The sequence below is a fragment of the Curtobacterium sp. MCBA15_016 genome, assembly GCF_001865105.1.
Taxonomy (GTDB): Bacteria; Actinomycetota; Actinomycetes; order Actinomycetales; family Microbacteriaceae; genus Curtobacterium.
The window spans coordinates 374,213-389,718 of sequence record NZ_MJGR01000034.1; the positions used below are offsets into that span (position 1 = coordinate 374,213).

Sequence of the window (15,506 nt, forward strand, 5' to 3'; positions counted from 1 at the left end):
GCGCCTCCCGTCCGTCAGGGACCCGCGTCTAGTACGTCGACGCGATGAGGTTCTCGGGGACGTCGCGAGCGGCGTCCTGGTCCACGAAGAACACGGTGCGCTTGCGCCCCTGCACACCACCGACGGGGACCTCGTCGACCGAGGCACCCGCGAGCGCGAGCCCGAGGACCGAGGCCTTCTCGGCACCCGACAGGATGACCCAAACACGCTGCGACGCGTTGATCGCCGGGTAGGTGAGCGTCAGGCGCTGCGGCGGCGGCTTGGGGGAGTCGTCCACCGGCAGCACGATGCGGTCGGTCACCGTGAGCTGCGGGAACTCCGGGAAGAGCGACGCGGTGTGACCGTCGGGTCCGACCCCGAGGAGCGTGATGTCGAACCGGGGCGCGATGGCGTCGTCCGGCGCGGCAGCGTGGAGCTCCTGCTCGTAGCGGGTCGCAGCGTCCTCGATCGAGATGCCAGCGTCCGACGCCGCGATCGGGTGGATGTTCGACTCCGGGATGTCGACGTGGTCGAAGAAGTCCGTCTGCGTGCCGGTGATGTTGCGATCGGCATCGCCCGCGGGCACCCAGCGCTCGTCGACCCACCACACGTGCACCTTCGACCAGTCGACGCTCTCACGCGCCGGCGACTGGCCGATCGCGGCGAGGACGAGGGACGACACGGAGCCACCGCTGATGGCGATGTCCGCGCGCTCCTGCTCGTCGAGCACGTCGATGATCTTCGTGATGAAGCGTGCGGCGACCGAAGCGCCGAGGGCCTGCTTGTCCGGGTGCACCAGCACCCGCCGTTCGTTGGTCACGTGACTCCCGTGTTCGTGGTGGTCGACCGGTCGTACGACCACCGTCGGTCCGACCGTCCGGGCCGGCCGCCGCTCGCGCTGGACGAACGACGGCCGGCCCGACCGGTCGTGTGGGGCTTGCTCAGCCGGCGATGGACTCGCGCAGCTGGGGGACCCCGTGCTTGACGACGTCTCCGAAGAGGACGTCCGGGTCGAGTCTACGGAGTTCCTCGGCCAGGCAGTCGCGCAGGTTGCGGCGCGGCAGCGACAGGTCGTGCGTCGGCTGCCCCGGCATCGAGAGCGTCGCGACGTCCACCAGGGACCGCTCGAGCTCGATGGTGCCGGACTCGCGCACGAGCTTCACGCCGTGGATGCCGCTCGACCCGGTCGCACGGGGGGACGTGACGACGGCCACCGGCACCTCGAGCTGCAGCTGCAGCCACGCGGCGAGCAGGATCGTCGACGGGCTGTCGTACGCACCCGAGACCTCGACGGCGGTGATCGGCTCGTACGGCGGCTGGTCGAGCGCCGCGGCGAGCTGGTTCCGCCACAGGGTGAGACGGGTCCAGGCGAAGTCGGTGTCGCCCGGCACGTACGAGGCACCGAGGGCCTCGATCGCACCGTTCGGGTCCTTCTGCGCGGCCGCGTCGGTGATCCGTCGCTGGGCGATGCGACCCAGGGCCGACGCCGAGGGCTGCTCCGGAGCGGTCTGCGGCCACCAGGCCACGACGGGCGCGTCCGGCAGCAGGAGGCCGGTGACCAGGCTCTCCTCGTCGGTCGCGGTCTCGCCGTAGGCACGGAGGACGATGACCTCGCTCGCACCCGCGTCGCTGCCGACGCGGATCTGCGCGTCGAGGCGACCCGGTGACTTCGTGTCGCCGTCGTTTTTCGACACGATGATGACGCGCATCGGGTGCTCGCGGGATGCCTCGTTCGCGGCCTCGATCGCCTCTTCCTCGTGGCCGAGGGCCGTCGAGATGATGAGGGTCAGGACACGACCGAGGGCGACGGCGCCGCCCTCTTCGCGGATGTGGACGAGCTTCTTCTGGATCTTCGAGACCGTGGTGTTCGGCAGGTCGATCTTCATGGACGCCTCCAGGTCCGGCCGTCGCGGGCGAGCAGGGCGTCGGCGGATGCCGGGCCCCACGTGCCGGGACGGTACTGCTCGGGCTGGCCCTGCGTGGCCCAGAACTCCTCGATCGGGTCGAGGATCTTCCACGACAGTTCCACCTCTTGGTGACGGGGGAACAGGGGCGGGTCGCCGAGGAGCACGTCGAGGATGAGTCGCTCGTACGCCTCGGGCGAGGCCTCGGTGAACGCGTGGCCGTAGCCGAAGTCCATCGTCACGTCGCGCACCTGGGTGCCGACGCCGGGGACCTTCGAGCCGAAGCGGAGCGTGACGCCCTCGTCCGGCTGCACACGGATGACGAGCGCGTTCTGGCCGAGGGGCGACTGCGAGTTGCCGTAGACGTCCTCGGGGACGCGCTTGAACACGATCGCGATCTCGGTCACGCGGCGACCGAGACGCTTGCCGGCGCGGAGGTAGAACGGGACGCCCTGCCAGCGACGGGTCGCGATGTCGAGCTTGATCGCCGCGTAGGTCTCGGTGCCGGACTCGGGGTCCATGCCCGCTTCCTCGAGGAAGCCGAGCACCTTCTCGCCGCCCTGCCAACCGCCGGCGTACTGCCCGCGGGCCGTGGCGGTCGAGAGGTCCTCGGGCAGGCGCACCGCGGAGAGGACCTTCTCCTTCTCGGCGCGGAGGTCCGCCGCCTTGAACGAGACCGGTTCCTCCATCGCGGTGAGCGCGAGGAGCTGCAGGAGGTGGTTCTGGATGACGTCGCGCGCCGCGCCGATGCCGTCGTAGTACGCGGCACGTCCGGCGACGCCGATGTCCTCGGCCATCGTGATCTGCACGTGGTCCACGTAGTTCGAGTTCCAGATGGGTTCGTACATCTGGTTCGCGAACCGCAGCGTCAGGAGGTTCTGGACGGTCTCCTTGCCGAGGTAGTGGTCGATGCGGAACACGTCGTCCGGAGCGAAGACGCTCTCGACGATCGCGTTCAGCTCGCGCGCCGTGCGGAGGTCGGAGCCGAAGGGCTTCTCGACGACCACGCGGCTCCACGAGTCCTCGCGCTTCTCGGTCAGCCCGGACAGCTTGAGCTGCTCGGTGACCACGGGGAACATCTTCGGCGGGATGGACAGGTAGAACGCGTGGTTGCCGAGCGTCCCGCGCTCCGCGTCCAGCGTGTCGACGGTCCGCTTGAGCTCGCGGAACGCCTCGGGGTCGTCGAACGATCCCTGGACGAACCGGATGCCCTGTTCGAGCTGACGCCAGACGTCCTCGTCGAACGGGGTGCGCGAGTGCTCCTGGACCGCGTCGTGGACGAGCTGGGAGAAGTCTTGGTCCTCCCAGTCACGTCGAGCGAACCCGACGAGGGCGAACCCCGGGGGCAGGAGCCCCCGGTTCGCCAGGTCGTAGACCGCGGGCATCAGCTTCTTGCGGGACAGGTCGCCCGTCACGCCGAAGATGATGAGGGTGCTGGGTCCCGCGATCCGGTTCAGTCGACGATCCGTCGGCAGCCGGAGCGGGTTGTGCTCCGGGGTGATTGCCACCGGTGACATGAGTCGGTGAACTCCTTCGAGAGTCAGAGGGTGACGGCGGCCGTCAGTGCTGCGGTGGCAGCTGCGACGTCCGTCGTCGTGAGGGTCAGGACCGGGCGGCCGTGCTGCGCGAGGACACTCGCGTCGCCGGAGGCCTGGGCCTGGATGAGTTGGCCGAACGTGAACGGACGACCGGGGATGGCCAGGTCGTCGGGCTCGTCGGCCACGATCTGCAGGAACACGCCGTTCGCCGGGCCGCCCTTGTGGTACTGGCCGGTCGAGTGCAGGAAGCGCGGTCCGTAGCCGAACGTGACGGGTCGGCCGGTGCGCGCCGCGAAGGCGCCGCGCAGCGACTCGAGGTCCGGGTTCGCGGTGCGGTCCACGTACGCCTGCACGGCCAGGTAGTCGGTGGGGCCGACGTGGTCCAGGAGGCGCGACACGGCTTCCGCGATCGTCGTCCCGACCGCCAGGCCCTCGGTCGCGTGGACGGTGGTGCCGTCCTCGGTGAAGGCCGGTTCGGTCGGTGCCGGGCGGTCGTCCAGGAGGGCGCGGGCCGCGGACTTGGCGGCCTCGACGTCGGGCTGGTCGAACGGGTCGATGCCCAGCAGGCGACCGGCGACGGCCACGGCGTACTCCCAAACGAGGAGCTGGCCGCCGAGCGTGCCGGTGATCTCGACCTCGCCCTCGGCGACGTGGCGCTCGTCCTCGCGGGAGCCGACGAGTCGGATCACCTGCAGGTCGGGCAGTCCAGCGGTCACCTCGGGGGAGTCGACGTCGAGCACGACCGGCAGCAAGCCGCGGCCGTCCTTGCCGGTGGACTCCGCGATCAGCTGTTCCGCCCAGTCGCCGAACCCGACGATGTGGGTGCCGTCCGCGACGATGCCGATCGTGGAGCGGAGGGGCGCGGTGCCCCCGAGGACGGCGCCGAGCACGAGGCCCGGGTTCTCGTCGATGTCGACCGAGAGCAGCGCCGAGATGGCGTCGGCCTCGTCGAGGAGCTCCGCGATGTCGGCACCGGCGAGGCCGGACGGCACGAGGCCGAACGCGGTCAGTGCGGAGTAGCGGCCGCCGACGTTCGGGTCGGCGGTGAAGACGCGGTAACCGGCGTCCGTCGCGACGGCCTCGAGCGGGGAGCCCGGGTCGGTGACGACGACGATGCGCTTCGCCGGGTCGATGCCGGCGTCGCGGAAGGCCTGCTCGTAGACACGGCGCTGCGAGTCGGTCTCGAGGGTCGAACCTGACTTCGAGGACACGACGAGCACGGTGCGGTCCAGCTGGTGCTCCACGGCGGCGCGGACCTGCGCCGGGTCGGTGGAGTCGAGGACCGTGAGCGGCACGCCGGCGGTCCGGGTGATGACCTCGGGCGCGAGCGACGAGCCGCCCATACCGGCGAGGACGACGTGGTCGACCCCCTCGGCGAGGAGCGACTCGCGCAGCGCCGTGACCTCGGCGACGAGCGGGCGGGAGACCGAGACGGCCTCTACCCAGCCGAGGCGCTTCGACGCCTCGGCCTCGGCGTCGGGACCCCAGAGCTCGGGGTCCTGGGCGGTGATGCCCGACGCCACCAGATCGGTGACGAGACGCGGGACCACCTGGTCGATGGCCCGCGCCGCGTCACCGCTGGCGGCGATGGAAACCGTCACTACTTGGCGCCCTCGAGTGCGTTCTTGACGGTGTCGACGAGCTCGCCCCACGAGACGTTGAACTTGTCGACGCCCTCCTTCTCGAGCAGCGCCACGACGTCGTCGTAGTCGATGCCCTGGGCGGCGAGCTGGTCGAGGACCTGCTGCGCGGCGTCGAACGACCCGGCGATGGCGTCGCCGTGGATCTCGCCGTGGTCGAACGTGGCGTCGAGCGTCTTGCCCGGCATGGTGTTGACGGTGCTCGGCGCGGCCAGCTCGGTCACGTAGAGCGTGTCGGGGAGCGACGGGTCCTTGACACCGGTCGAGGCCCAGAGCGGACGCTGGGTGTTCGCACCGGCCTCGAGCAGGCCGAGGGCGCGCTCGGAGGCGAACGCCTCGGTCCAGACCTGGTAGGCGAGCTGCGCGTTGGCGATGCCGGCCTTCGACTTGAGGGCCTTCGCCTCGTCCGTGCCGACGGCGTCGAGACGCTTGTCGATCTCGGAGTCGACGCGCGACACGAAGAAGGACGCGACCGAGTGGATCTTCGAGAGGTCGTGGCCGGCGGCCTTGGCCTTCTCGAGGCCACCGAGGTAGGCGTCGATGACGGCGCGGTAGCGCTCGAGCGAGAAGATCAGGGTGACGTTGACCGAGATGCCGGCGGCGATGACCTCGGTGATGGCCTCGAGGCCCTCGACCGTAGCCGGGATCTTGATGAGGACGTTCTCCTTGCCGACCTTGTCGAACAGGAACTTGGCCTGCTCGATGGTCTTCTGGGTCTCGTGCGCGAGGCCCGGCTCGACCTCGATCGACACGCGGCCGTCGAAGCCCTTGGTCGAGTCGTAGATCGGCTTGAAGACGTCGGACGCGTTGGCGACGTCCTGCGTGGTGATCTCGAAGATCGCGTCGGTGACCTCGGTGCCGGCGGCGGCCAGCTCCTTGACCTGTGCGTCGTAGCGCTCGCCCTTGGCGAGGGCCGAGGCGAAGATCGTCGGGTTCGTCGTGACGCCGACGACGTTCTTCTCGGCGATGAGGGACTCGAGCTTGCCGGTCTCGAGGAGCTCGCGGGACAGGTCGTCGAGCCAGATGCTCACGCCGACCGCGGAGAGCGCGGCGGTGGGGGTGTTCTCAGCCATGTGTTTCTCTTCTTTCCTTCATCGGCCTGGTGGCCGGGGTCTGGGGGACCGGGAGGCGCGTGGCGGGGCCGAGCCGCGCCTCCCGGAAGAAGGGCCGGATCCGGCGAACCGGACCCGGCCCTCGGGGGGTCAGGAAGCCGCGAGGGATTCCTTCGCGGCGGCCACGACGTGCTCCGTCGTGAAGCCGAACTCCTTGAACAGCGTCTGGTAGTCGGCCGAGGCACCGAAGTGCTCGATCGAGACGCTGCGGCCCTTGTCGCCGATGATGTCGCGCCAGCTCATGGCGATCCCGGCCTCGACCGAGACGCGTGCGGTGACGTTCTTCGGCAGCACCTGGTCCTGGTAGTTCTCGGACTGGGCGCGGAACCACTCGAGCGACGGGGCGCTCACGACGCGGGCGTTGATGCCCTCGCCCTTGAGCTGCTCACGTGCCTCGACGGCGATCTGGACCTCGGAACCGGTCGCGATGAGGATCACGTCGGGGGTGCCGTTCGGCGCCTCGGCCAGGATGTACGCGCCCTTGGCGACGTTCTTCGCCGAGGCGAAGACCTCACCGGAGGCGTCGCCCTCGCCACGCTCGAAGACGGGGAGGTTCTGACGGCTCAGCGCGATGCCGGCCGGGCGGTCCTTGTGCTTGAGCATCTCGAGCCAGGCGTAGGCGACCTCGTTGGCGTCGGCCGGGCGGACGACGTCCAGACCCGGGATTGCGCGGAGGGCGCTGAGCTGCTCGATCGGCTGGTGCGTCGGGCCGTCCTCACCGAGGGCGACGGAGTCGTGCGTCCAGACGTAGATCGCCGGCGCCTGCATGAGCGCGGCGAGACGGACCGCCGGACGCATGTAGTCGCTGAAGATGAGGAACGTGCCGCCGAAGGGGCGGGTGTTCCCGTGCAGGACGATGCCCGACAGGATCGAGCCCATCGCGTGCTCGCGGATGCCGAAGTGCAGCACGCGGCCGTACGGGTCGGTGCTCCACGCCTTGGTCGAGGCCTCGACCGGACCGAAGGACTTGGCGCCCTCGATCGTGGTCAGGTTCGACTCGGCGAGGTCGGCCGAACCGCCCCAGAACTCGGGCATGAGCGGTGCGATGGCGTTGATGACCTTGCCGGACGCGGCACGGGTGGAGACGGCCTTCTCGGTCGGGAAGACCGGGAGGGCTTCTTCGAGGCCCTCGGGGAGCTCGCCGGCGTTGATGCGGTCGAGGAGCGTCTTCTTCTCGGGGTTGGCCGCGGCCCACGCGTCGAAGGTCTTCTGCCACTCGGCGTGCTGCGCCTGGCCCTTGGCGACGGCACCGCGGGTGTACTCGAGCACCTCGGGGTCGACGTGGAAGGTCTGCTCGGGGTCGAAGCCGAGGACCTCCTTGAGGCCCTTGAGCTCCTCGCCACCGAGGGCGGAGCCGTGGATCTTGCCGGAGTTCTGCTTGGTCGGCGACGGCCAGCCGATGATCGTCTTGAGGACGATGAGCGACGGCTTGTCGGTGACGGCCTTGGCGGCCTCGACCGCGGCGAAGAGGGACTCGACGTCTTCCGAGTACTCGCCCGTCTTCTTCCAGTCGACGGTCTGGACGTGCCAGCCGAGCGCCTCGTAGCGGTCCGGGACGCTCTCCGAGAAGGAGATGTCGGTGTCGTCCTCGATCGAGATCTGGTTCGAGTCGTAGAAGACGACCAGACGACCGAGCTGCTGGCGGCCGGCGAGGCTCGCGGCCTCGTTCGTGACGCCTTCCTGCATGTCGCCGTCACCGGCGATCACGTAGGTGAAGTGGTCGAACGGCGACTCGCCGTCGGCGGTCTCCGGGTCGAAGAGGCCGCGCTCGAAGCGCTGCGCGTAGCCGAAGCCCACGGCCGAGGCGAGGCCCTGGCCGAGCGGGCCGGTGGTGATCTCGACGCCGTCGGTGTGGCCGTACTCCGGGTGACCCGGGGTCTTCGAGCCCCACTTGCGGAGGTGCTGGAGGTCCTCGAGCTCGAGGCCGTAGCCGTGCAGGTAGAACTGCACGTACTGGAGGATCGAGGCGTGACCGGCGGAGAGGATGAAGCGGTCGCGGCCGATCCAGGTGGAGTCGCTGGGGTCGCGACGCATCACCTTCTGGAAGAGCAGGTGGGCGACCGGCGCGAGGCTCATCGCGGTGCCGGGGTGACCGTTGCCGGCGGCCTCGACCGAGTCGGCGGCGAGTACGCGGGCCGTGTCGACGGCCTTCCTGTCGATGGCGTCCCAGGTGAATTCAGCCACTTGGATGTTGACCCTTCTTGATGCGACATGTGCGAGGGCTCGTGCCATCGCACGGACATGATCGCCATCCCGGGGCCTTCGTCGGGTCGCCGTCTTGCGGCGGCCGACCGGCTCTTCGCGGCCGACGTCATCGGGGCACGCACTGCGGGAGGGCGACTCCAGCATAGTGACCATGCACTCAGAAGGGGTTCAGGTGACGCCGGTTGTTCACTCGTCGTCGCGGGGACCCGCCGTTGGCCGGGCGTGTCGGTGGGTGACTTCGGTCCGGATGGCGGGGCGGGGCATCATCGCGGCGCCTCCATCACGTAAACTGTCGGGGACCCGTGCGCATTCCGGGTCGACGCACGCCCCGACGACGACGGAGCCGTCCACCGAGCGTGTGAGCTGACGCGAACAGACTGAGGTTCCCTTGCCGACTGCCACCGTGACCCGGCCCGACACCGATCGACCCCGCTCGACGCTGTCGCGCAAGGTGCGTGCCTACGTCTCGCTGACGAAGCCGCGGGTCATGGAGCTGCTGCTCGTCACGACGGCACCGACGATGTTCCTCGCCGAGCGCGGGGTGCCGGACCTGTGGCTCGTCTTCTGGACGATGCTCGGTGGCGCGATGTCGGCCGGGTCAGCCTCGGCCTTCAACTGCTACATCGACCGTGACATCGACCGGCTCATGAAGCGCACGAGCACCCGGCCGCTCGTGACCGGTGAGCTCTCCGACCGTGAGGCACTCGTCTTCTCGTGGGTGCTCGGCGTCGCATCGACCGCGGTCCTCGGGTTCCTGGTGAACTGGCTCGCGGCCGCCCTGAGCGTCATCGCGATCCTCATCTACGTCTTCGTCTACACGCTGTGGCTCAAGCGCCGCACCCCGCAGAACATCGTCTGGGGCGGTTCGGCCGGCTGCATGCCCGTGCTGATCGGCTGGGCGGGCGTCACCGGGTCGCTGACCTGGGCGCCGGTCATCCTCTTCATGGTGATCTTCCTCTGGACGCCGCCGCACTACTGGCCGCTGTCGATGAAGTATCGCGACGACTACGACGCCGCAGACGTGCCGATGCTCGCGGTCGTCCGCGGTCGCACGGTGGTCGGTCTGCAGGTCGTCCTGTACGCGTGGGCGACGCTCGTCTGCTCGCTGCTGCTCATCCCGGTCGCGCACATGGGGCCGCTCTACACGGTGGTCGCGCTGGCCGGCGGCATCTGGTTCGTCGTCGAGTCGCACCGGCTCTACTCGCGGGCGATCCAGCACGTGGAGCACGTGCAGCCGATGCGCGTCTTCCACAGCTCGATCACGTACCTGACGCTGCTGTTCATTGCCGTGGGCATCGACCCGCTGCTGCCGCAGGTCTTCACCTTCTAGCGCTGCCGCGCGGCCGCGTGCGCGGCCGTCTCGGCTGCGGACCCCGTGCGACATCGTCGCTGTCGTACGACAGCGACGATGTCGTTCGTTGCGGACGCGGGTTGTTGAACGCGATGGCGTGCGACGAGGCCGTCGTCGTACGACGTCGGGATGGTCGTTTCGGGTCCGCAGGAGGCGCCGGGCGCGACCACCCACCGGCCTGGAGGCGCGTGGCGGGCCCGAACCGCGCCTCCAGTCCGTCAGCTGGTCGCGTTCCGCACGACGAACGACACCCCACGAGCCGATCGACTGGTGGGGTGTCGGGGACCGCGCGCGGTGCGCTGCGCGTCAGCCCGCGATCGGCTCGCGGACTGCTTGGCGACCGGCCGTGCCGCGCGTGGAGAGCGTCACGACCGTGGTGGCACCGACGAGCAGGCCCGCGAGGACCATGTGCGTCCCCACCAGACCGACCGGCAGTCCCGTGCGCGCCTGGGTGAGCCCGACGGCGATCTGGACGAACTCGACCACCAGGAGCAGCAGCGCCCACTTGCTCGACAGGCGCAGGCGGACCGCGCCGACCACGAGGACGAGGGTCAGGGCGAACAGCACGTAGGCGGGGATCGCGTGCAGGTGCTCCATCACGGCGGGGTCGAAGCCCGTGCGGTGCAGTCGTCCGCCGTCGACCGCCTCGTCGGCGCCGGCGTGCGGGCCGCTGCCGGTGGTGAGGATGCCGACGAGCACGGTGACGACGACCGCGGCGATGGTGCCGCGCACGACGCCCGTGTACCAGCCGGGGACGAGCCGCTCGGCGGTGCGCGGACCACGCATGGCGCGGTAGACGAGTGCGGCGGTGACCGCCGTGAGCGCGGCGGAGACGACGAAGTGCAGCCCGACGACGAACGGGTTGAGGTTGGTCCAGACGCTCATGCCGCCGATCACGGCCTGCACCGGGATCGCTGCGCCCTGGGCGAACGCGAGCCAGAACAGTTCGGGGCGCGTGCGGCGCATCCGGACGACGAGCAGGAACATGGCGATCGCGACGACGACGAGCACGAAGGTGAGCAGTCGGTTGCCGAACTCGATGACGCCGTGGATGCCCATCTCGGGCGTCGAGACGAGGGAGTCCGCCGTGCACTTCGGCCAGGTCGGGCACCCGAGACCCGATGCGGTGAGGCGGACGAGGCCGCCCGTGCCGATCAGGATCACCTCGACGACGAACGACGCCCAGGCGAGGACGACGACACGCTGGTCGACGACACGGGGGAGCGACCACCACCGCGCACGGCGGACGTCCTGGTCGACGGGGGATGCGACGCGAGTCACGAGCGTGGTGCCTTCCTGTTGTTCCGTGCAGCGAACCTGTAGGATTCGAGGGTTCAGCAGCAGTCAAGTCTAGGCAGGCGCCGGCTCCGAATGGTCCGAGATCGCCGTTCACACCCCGGACGTCGACACTCAGGGCTGTGTGGAACCATCGACGTTGCGAGGGAGCAACACCGTGTCCACCGTGCGCGCGACGAGCGTGTCGGGGGTCTGCGGTGGAATGGCGTCCAGACGCCACGGGTTGACACCCGAAGACGCTGCCGCGAGAAGGAAACGAGGAGACCATGTCCGACGTGCTCATCGACCGTCCCGAGCTCGAAGGGCTCGGCCAATACGAGTTCGGCTGGTCCGACTCCGACTCGGCCGGCGCCTCTGCTCGCCGCGGCATCTCGGAAGAGGTCGTGACCGACATCTCGAACCTCAAGTCCGAGCCCGAGTGGATGCTCAAGAACCGGCTCAAGGGCCTGCAGCTCTTCGGCCGCAAGCCGATGCCGACGTGGGGTGCCGACCTGACGGGCATCGACTTCGACAACATCAAGTACTTCGTGCGCTCCACCGAGAAGCAGGCGCAGTCGTGGGAAGACCTCCCCGAGGACATCCGTGCGACCTACGAGAAGCTCGGCATCCCCGAGGCCGAGCGCCAGCGCCTCGTCGCCGGCGTCGCCGCGCAGTACGAGTCCGAGGTCGTGTACCACCAGATCCGCGAGGACCTGGAGCAGCAGGGTGTCATCTTCATGGACACCGACACGGCGCTCCGCGAGCACCCCGAGATCTTCGAGGAGTACTTCGGCACCGTGATCCCGGCCGGCGACAACAAGTTCGCCGCGCTGAACACGGCCGTGTGGTCCGGCGGCTCGTTCGTCTACGTCCCGAAGGGCGTGCACGTCGAGATCCCGCTGCAGGCCTACTTCCGAATCAACACCGAGAACATGGGCCAGTTCGAGCGGACGCTGATCATCGCGGACGAGGACTCCTACGTCCACTACATCGAGGGCTGCACCGCCCCGATCTACAAGTCGGACTCGCTGCACTCGGCCGTCGTCGAGATCATCGTGAAGAAGAACGCCCGCGTGCGCTACACGACGATCCAGAACTGGTCGAACAACGTCTACAACCTCGTCACCAAGCGTGCGATCGCGCACGAGGGCGCCACGATGGAGTGGATCGACGGCAACATCGGCTCCAAGGTGACGATGAAGTACCCCTCGATCTACCTCGCGGGTGAGCACGCCAAGGGCGAGACGCTCTCCGTCGCCTTCGCCGGCCCCGGCCAGCACCAGGACGCCGGCGCGAAGATGATCCACATGGCTCCGTACACGACGTCCTCGATCGTCTCGAAGTCGATCGCCCGTGGCGGCGGTCGCGCGGGGTACCGCGGTGAGGTCCGGGTCGACCCGGCAGCCCACCACGCGGCGAACACCGTGCGGTGCGACGCGCTGCTGGTGGACACCATCAGCCGGTCGGACACCTACCCGGCGATCGACATCCGCGTCGACGACGTCCAGCTCGGGCACGAGGCCACGGTCTCCCGCGTGAGCGAGGAGCAGCTGTTCTACCTCATGTCGCGCGGCATGCCCGAGGACGAGGCGATGGCGATGATCGTCCGCGGCTTCATCGAGCCGATCGCCCGCGAGCTCCCGATGGAGTACGCACTCGAACTCAACAAGCTCATCGAGATGAGCATGGAAGGATCCGTCGGCTAGATGTCCAGCACCACCCCTCCCCACATCGACCAGCCGATCGAGCCCGCGGCGACCACGCAGCACGGCGCCGGAGCACACTCCGACGGCGGCTGGGACGCGCCCGACAAGACGATCCCGGTGCAGACCCGCTCCGAGCGGTTCCAGTCCGGTGACGTCGACGCGTTCCCGACCGTCACCGGGCGAGAGGTGAACTGGAAGTTCGCGCCCCTCGCGAAGCTCCAGCCCCTGCTCGACGGTGGCCTCGACGGATCCGCCTACCCGTTCCTCGCCCGCCAGTCCGACGGCGCCGACGTCGAGTGGGGTCGCAGCGACGACCCCCGCGTCGGCACCGCCGGCCTGCCCGAGGACCGCGCCGCCGCAGCCGCCTGGACCGCTCGCGACGCGGTCCTGGCCGTCACGGTCAAGGCGACCGAGGCGCACGAGTTCATCACGATCACGCGCTCCGACTTCGGCACGCAGCCCCGCGCCGCGCACACGGTCATCACGGCCGAGGCGCACGCGCAGGGCATCGTCGTGCTCGACAACCGTGGATCGGCGCTCCTCAGCGAGAACGTCGAGATCGTCGTCCGCGACGGCGCCCGCCTGACCGTCGTCAGCCTGCAGGACTGGGACGACGACGCGGTGCACGTGTCGACCCACTTCGCCGAGGTCGGCCGCGACGCCTTCCTCAAGCACGTCGTGGTCTCGCTCGGCGGCGACGTCATCCGGGTCAACCCCTCGACGCACCTCGGTGCGCAGGGTGCCGACACCGAGATGTACGGCGTGTACTTCGCCGACGCCGGTCAGTACATCGAGCAGCAGGTCTACGTGAACCACGACGCGCCCAACACGCGCGGTCGGGTCAACTACAAGGGCGCGCTGCAGGGCCAGGGCGCGCACACGGTCTGGATCGGCGACGTGCTCATCGGGCGCGCCGGCGACGGCACGGACTCGTACGAGCAGAACCGCAACCTCGTCCTCACCGACGGCACGCGCGCGGACAGCATCCCGAACCTCGAGATCGAGACGGGCAACATCGAGGGCGCCGGCCACGCGAGTGCGACCGGCCGCTTCGACGACGAGCAGCTGTTCTACCTGCAGTCCCGCGGCATCCCCGAGGAAGAGGCACGTCGTCTCGTCGTGCTCGGCTTCCTCGTCGAGGTCATCCAGAAGATCGGTGCGCCCGAGCTCGAGGAACGCCTCATCGCCGCGGTCGAGCAGGAGCTCGCCGAGGGGCGCTCGGTCATCGCCGAGGCCGCACCGGAGGCCTCCGCCTGATGTCGACGAAGGTCTGTGCCGAGGCGGACATCCAGGTGGACAGCCCGATGCGCGCCGTGGTCGACGGCACCGCGGTCGCCATCGTCAAGGACTCCGCCGGCACCGTGCACGCGATCGGCGACACCTGCACCCACGGGGACATCTCCCTGGCGGAGGGGTTCGTCGAGGGCGACACGCTCGCGTGCTGGGCCCACGGGTCCCGCTTCTCGCTGGCCACCGGCAAGCCGCAGAACTTCCCGGCGTACGAACCCGTCCCGGTCTTCCGCGTCGAGGTCCGCGACGGCGAGGTCTACGTCGACGTGCACGACCCCGTCCCGGTCGACTGAGACCGCTCCGACCCGGCCGTCACCGGCCTCCACTCACTTCCCGCGGCTGACGCCGCACACCAGCTGCAACCGAAGGAACGCAATGTCCACTCTCGAAATCCGCGACCTGCAGGTCTCGATCGACACCGACCAGGGTGTCAAGGAGATCCTCAAGGGCGTCGACCTCACCATCAACGAGGGCGAGATCCACGCGATCATGGGGCCGAACGGCTCGGGCAAGTCCACCCTCGCCTACACGATCGCCGGCCACCCCCGGTACAACGTCGTCGGTGGCTCGATCACGCTCGACGGCGAGGACGTCCTCGCGATGAGCGTCGACGAGCGTGCCCGTGCCGGCATGTTCCTCGCCATGCAGTACCCGGTGGAGATCCCCGGCGTGACGGTGTCGAACTTCCTCCGCACCGCCAAGACCGCGATCGACGGCGAGGCCCCGGCGCTCCGCAGTTGGGTCAAGGACCTCCGCCAGTCGATGGCCGACCTCAAGATGGACTCGGCCTTCGCCGAGCGCAACGTCAACGAGGGCTTCTCCGGTGGCGAGAAGAAGCGCCACGAGATCATGCAGCTCGAGCTCCTCAAGCCGAAGTTCGCCGTGCTCGACGAGACCGACTCCGGCCTCGACGTCGACGCGCTGAAGATCGTGTCCGAGGGCGTCAACCGTGCCAAGGCCGCGACCGGGCTCGGCGTGCTGCTCATCACCCACTACACGCGCATCCTCCGCTACATCAAGCCGGACTTCGTGCACGTGTTCGTCGCGGGCAAGGTCGCCGAGCAGGGTGGCCCCGAGCTCGCGGAGCGCCTCGAGAACGAGGGCTACGACCGCTACGTGCAGGCCGCAGCCGCTGCGGCGGGGAACTGATGATCACCGCACTCGCACCGGAGAAGTTCGACGAGGTCGTCGAGGGCCTCAAGGAGGTCCAGGACCCGGAACTCGGCGTGAACATCGTCGACCTCGGGCTCATCTACGACCTCGCCTGGGACGACGAGGCGACCGCGCTCGTGATCAGCATGACCCTGACGAGCGCGGGCTGCCCCCTGACGGACGTCATCGAGGGCGACACGGCGAACGCGCTGGACGGCATCGTCGACGCGTTCCGGATCAACTGGGTCTGGATGCCGCCGTGGGGCCCGGAGCGGATCACCGACGACGGGCGCGAGATGATGCGCGCGCTCGGGTTCTCGATCTAGTCGCGACCCCCTGACGGACGGGAGGCGC

13 protein-coding genes are annotated in these 15,506 nt (G+C 69.3%); 6 read left to right on the top strand and 7 right to left on the bottom strand.

The window, feature by feature from the left end; all coding sequences use genetic code 11:
* Positions 1-28 precede the first annotated feature (28 nt).
* The 6 genes from pgl to tkt form a co-directional block, all read right to left on the bottom strand.
* Positions 29-799 (bottom strand): 6-phosphogluconolactonase, encoded by a 771-nt coding sequence (gene pgl, locus BIV03_RS15500; RefSeq protein ID WP_071296304.1) that lies wholly within the window; start codon positions 797-799, stop codon positions 29-31.
* Between the two features lie 121 nt (positions 800-920).
* The gene (locus BIV03_RS15505; RefSeq protein ID WP_070416205.1) at positions 921-1,865 is read right to left on the bottom strand and encodes a glucose-6-phosphate dehydrogenase assembly protein OpcA; all 945 of its coding nucleotides are present in this window, start codon (positions 1,863-1,865) and stop codon (positions 921-923) included.
* On the bottom strand, positions 1,862-3,400 hold the full coding sequence (zwf, locus tag BIV03_RS15510) for a glucose-6-phosphate dehydrogenase (protein ID WP_071296305.1): 1,539 nt from the start codon (positions 3,398-3,400) through the stop codon (positions 1,862-1,864). The genes BIV03_RS15505 and zwf overlap by 4 nt, the downstream gene beginning before the upstream one ends.
* 23 nt (positions 3,401-3,423) lie before the next feature.
* Entirely contained in the window at positions 3,424-5,022 is a 1,599-nt protein-coding gene (locus tag BIV03_RS15515; RefSeq protein WP_071296306.1) for a glucose-6-phosphate isomerase, read from the bottom strand.
* On the bottom strand, positions 5,022-6,134 hold the full coding sequence (gene tal / locus BIV03_RS15520) for a transaldolase (RefSeq protein ID WP_070416202.1): 1,113 nt from the start codon (positions 6,132-6,134) through the stop codon (positions 5,022-5,024). Before tal ends, BIV03_RS15515 begins: the two co-directional genes overlap by 1 nt.
* A gap of 129 nt (positions 6,135-6,263) precedes the next feature.
* Positions 6,264-8,357, bottom strand: a complete 2,094-nt coding sequence (gene tkt / locus BIV03_RS15525; RefSeq protein ID WP_071296307.1) for a transketolase — start codon at positions 8,355-8,357, stop codon at positions 6,264-6,266.
* A gap of 424 nt (positions 8,358-8,781) precedes the next feature.
* Here tkt and BIV03_RS15530 point away from each other — a divergent pair, with 424 nt between their 5' ends.
* Positions 8,782-9,708 carry a heme o synthase gene (locus tag BIV03_RS15530; protein ID WP_070416200.1) on the top strand — a complete coding sequence of 309 codons (927 nt, stop codon included), beginning with the start codon at positions 8,782-8,784 and terminating at the stop codon, positions 9,706-9,708.
* Between the two features lie 327 nt (positions 9,709-10,035).
* On the opposite strand, the gene BIV03_RS15535 is transcribed toward BIV03_RS15530, so the two are convergent.
* Entirely contained in the window at positions 10,036-11,010 is a 975-nt protein-coding gene (locus BIV03_RS15535) for a heme A synthase (protein ID WP_070419048.1), read from the bottom strand.
* Positions 11,011-11,291: 281 nt separating this feature from the next.
* Here BIV03_RS15535 and sufB point away from each other — a divergent pair, with 281 nt between their 5' ends.
* The 5 genes from sufB to BIV03_RS15560 all read left to right on the top strand — a co-directional run bounded on the left by sufB (position 11,292) and on the right by BIV03_RS15560 (position 15,478).
* A complete protein-coding gene (gene sufB / locus BIV03_RS15540; RefSeq protein WP_070419047.1) occupies positions 11,292-12,710 on the top strand; it encodes a Fe-S cluster assembly protein SufB in 1,419 nt (472 codons plus the stop codon).
* Positions 12,711-13,967, top strand: a complete 1,257-nt coding sequence (sufD, locus tag BIV03_RS15545) for a Fe-S cluster assembly protein SufD (protein WP_071296308.1) — start codon at positions 12,711-12,713, stop codon at positions 13,965-13,967. It abuts the gene before it with no gap.
* Positions 13,964-14,293, top strand: a complete 330-nt coding sequence (locus tag BIV03_RS15550; RefSeq protein ID WP_071296369.1) for a non-heme iron oxygenase ferredoxin subunit — start codon at positions 13,964-13,966, stop codon at positions 14,291-14,293. The genes sufD and BIV03_RS15550 overlap by 4 nt, the downstream gene beginning before the upstream one ends.
* An 82-nt stretch (positions 14,294-14,375) precedes the next feature.
* Entirely contained in the window at positions 14,376-15,149 is a 774-nt protein-coding gene (gene sufC, locus BIV03_RS15555) for a Fe-S cluster assembly ATPase SufC (RefSeq protein WP_070419045.1), read from the top strand.
* Entirely contained in the window at positions 15,149-15,478 is a 330-nt protein-coding gene (locus BIV03_RS15560) for a metal-sulfur cluster assembly factor (protein WP_022906025.1), read from the top strand. The genes sufC and BIV03_RS15560 overlap by 1 nt, the downstream gene beginning before the upstream one ends.
* Positions 15,479-15,506 lie beyond the last annotated feature (28 nt).

Coding starts and splice junctions, on each gene's coding strand:
- sufD (WP_071296308.1), top strand. CDS start 12,711: ATGTCCAGCACCACCCCTCCCCACATCGACCAGCCGATCGAGCCCGCG.
- BIV03_RS15505 (WP_070416205.1), bottom strand. CDS start 1,865: ATGAAGATCGACCTGCCGAACACCACGGTCTCGAAGATCCAGAAGAAG.
- sufC (WP_070419045.1), top strand. CDS start 14,376: ATGTCCACTCTCGAAATCCGCGACCTGCAGGTCTCGATCGACACCGAC.
- zwf (WP_071296305.1), bottom strand. CDS start 3,400: ATGTCACCGGTGGCAATCACCCCGGAGCACAACCCGCTCCGGCTGCCG.
- BIV03_RS15560 (WP_022906025.1), top strand. CDS start 15,149: ATGATCACCGCACTCGCACCGGAGAAGTTCGACGAGGTCGTCGAGGGC.
- tal (WP_070416202.1), bottom strand. CDS start 6,134: ATGGCTGAGAACACCCCCACCGCCGCGCTCTCCGCGGTCGGCGTGAGC.
- sufB (WP_070419047.1), top strand. CDS start 11,292: ATGTCCGACGTGCTCATCGACCGTCCCGAGCTCGAAGGGCTCGGCCAA.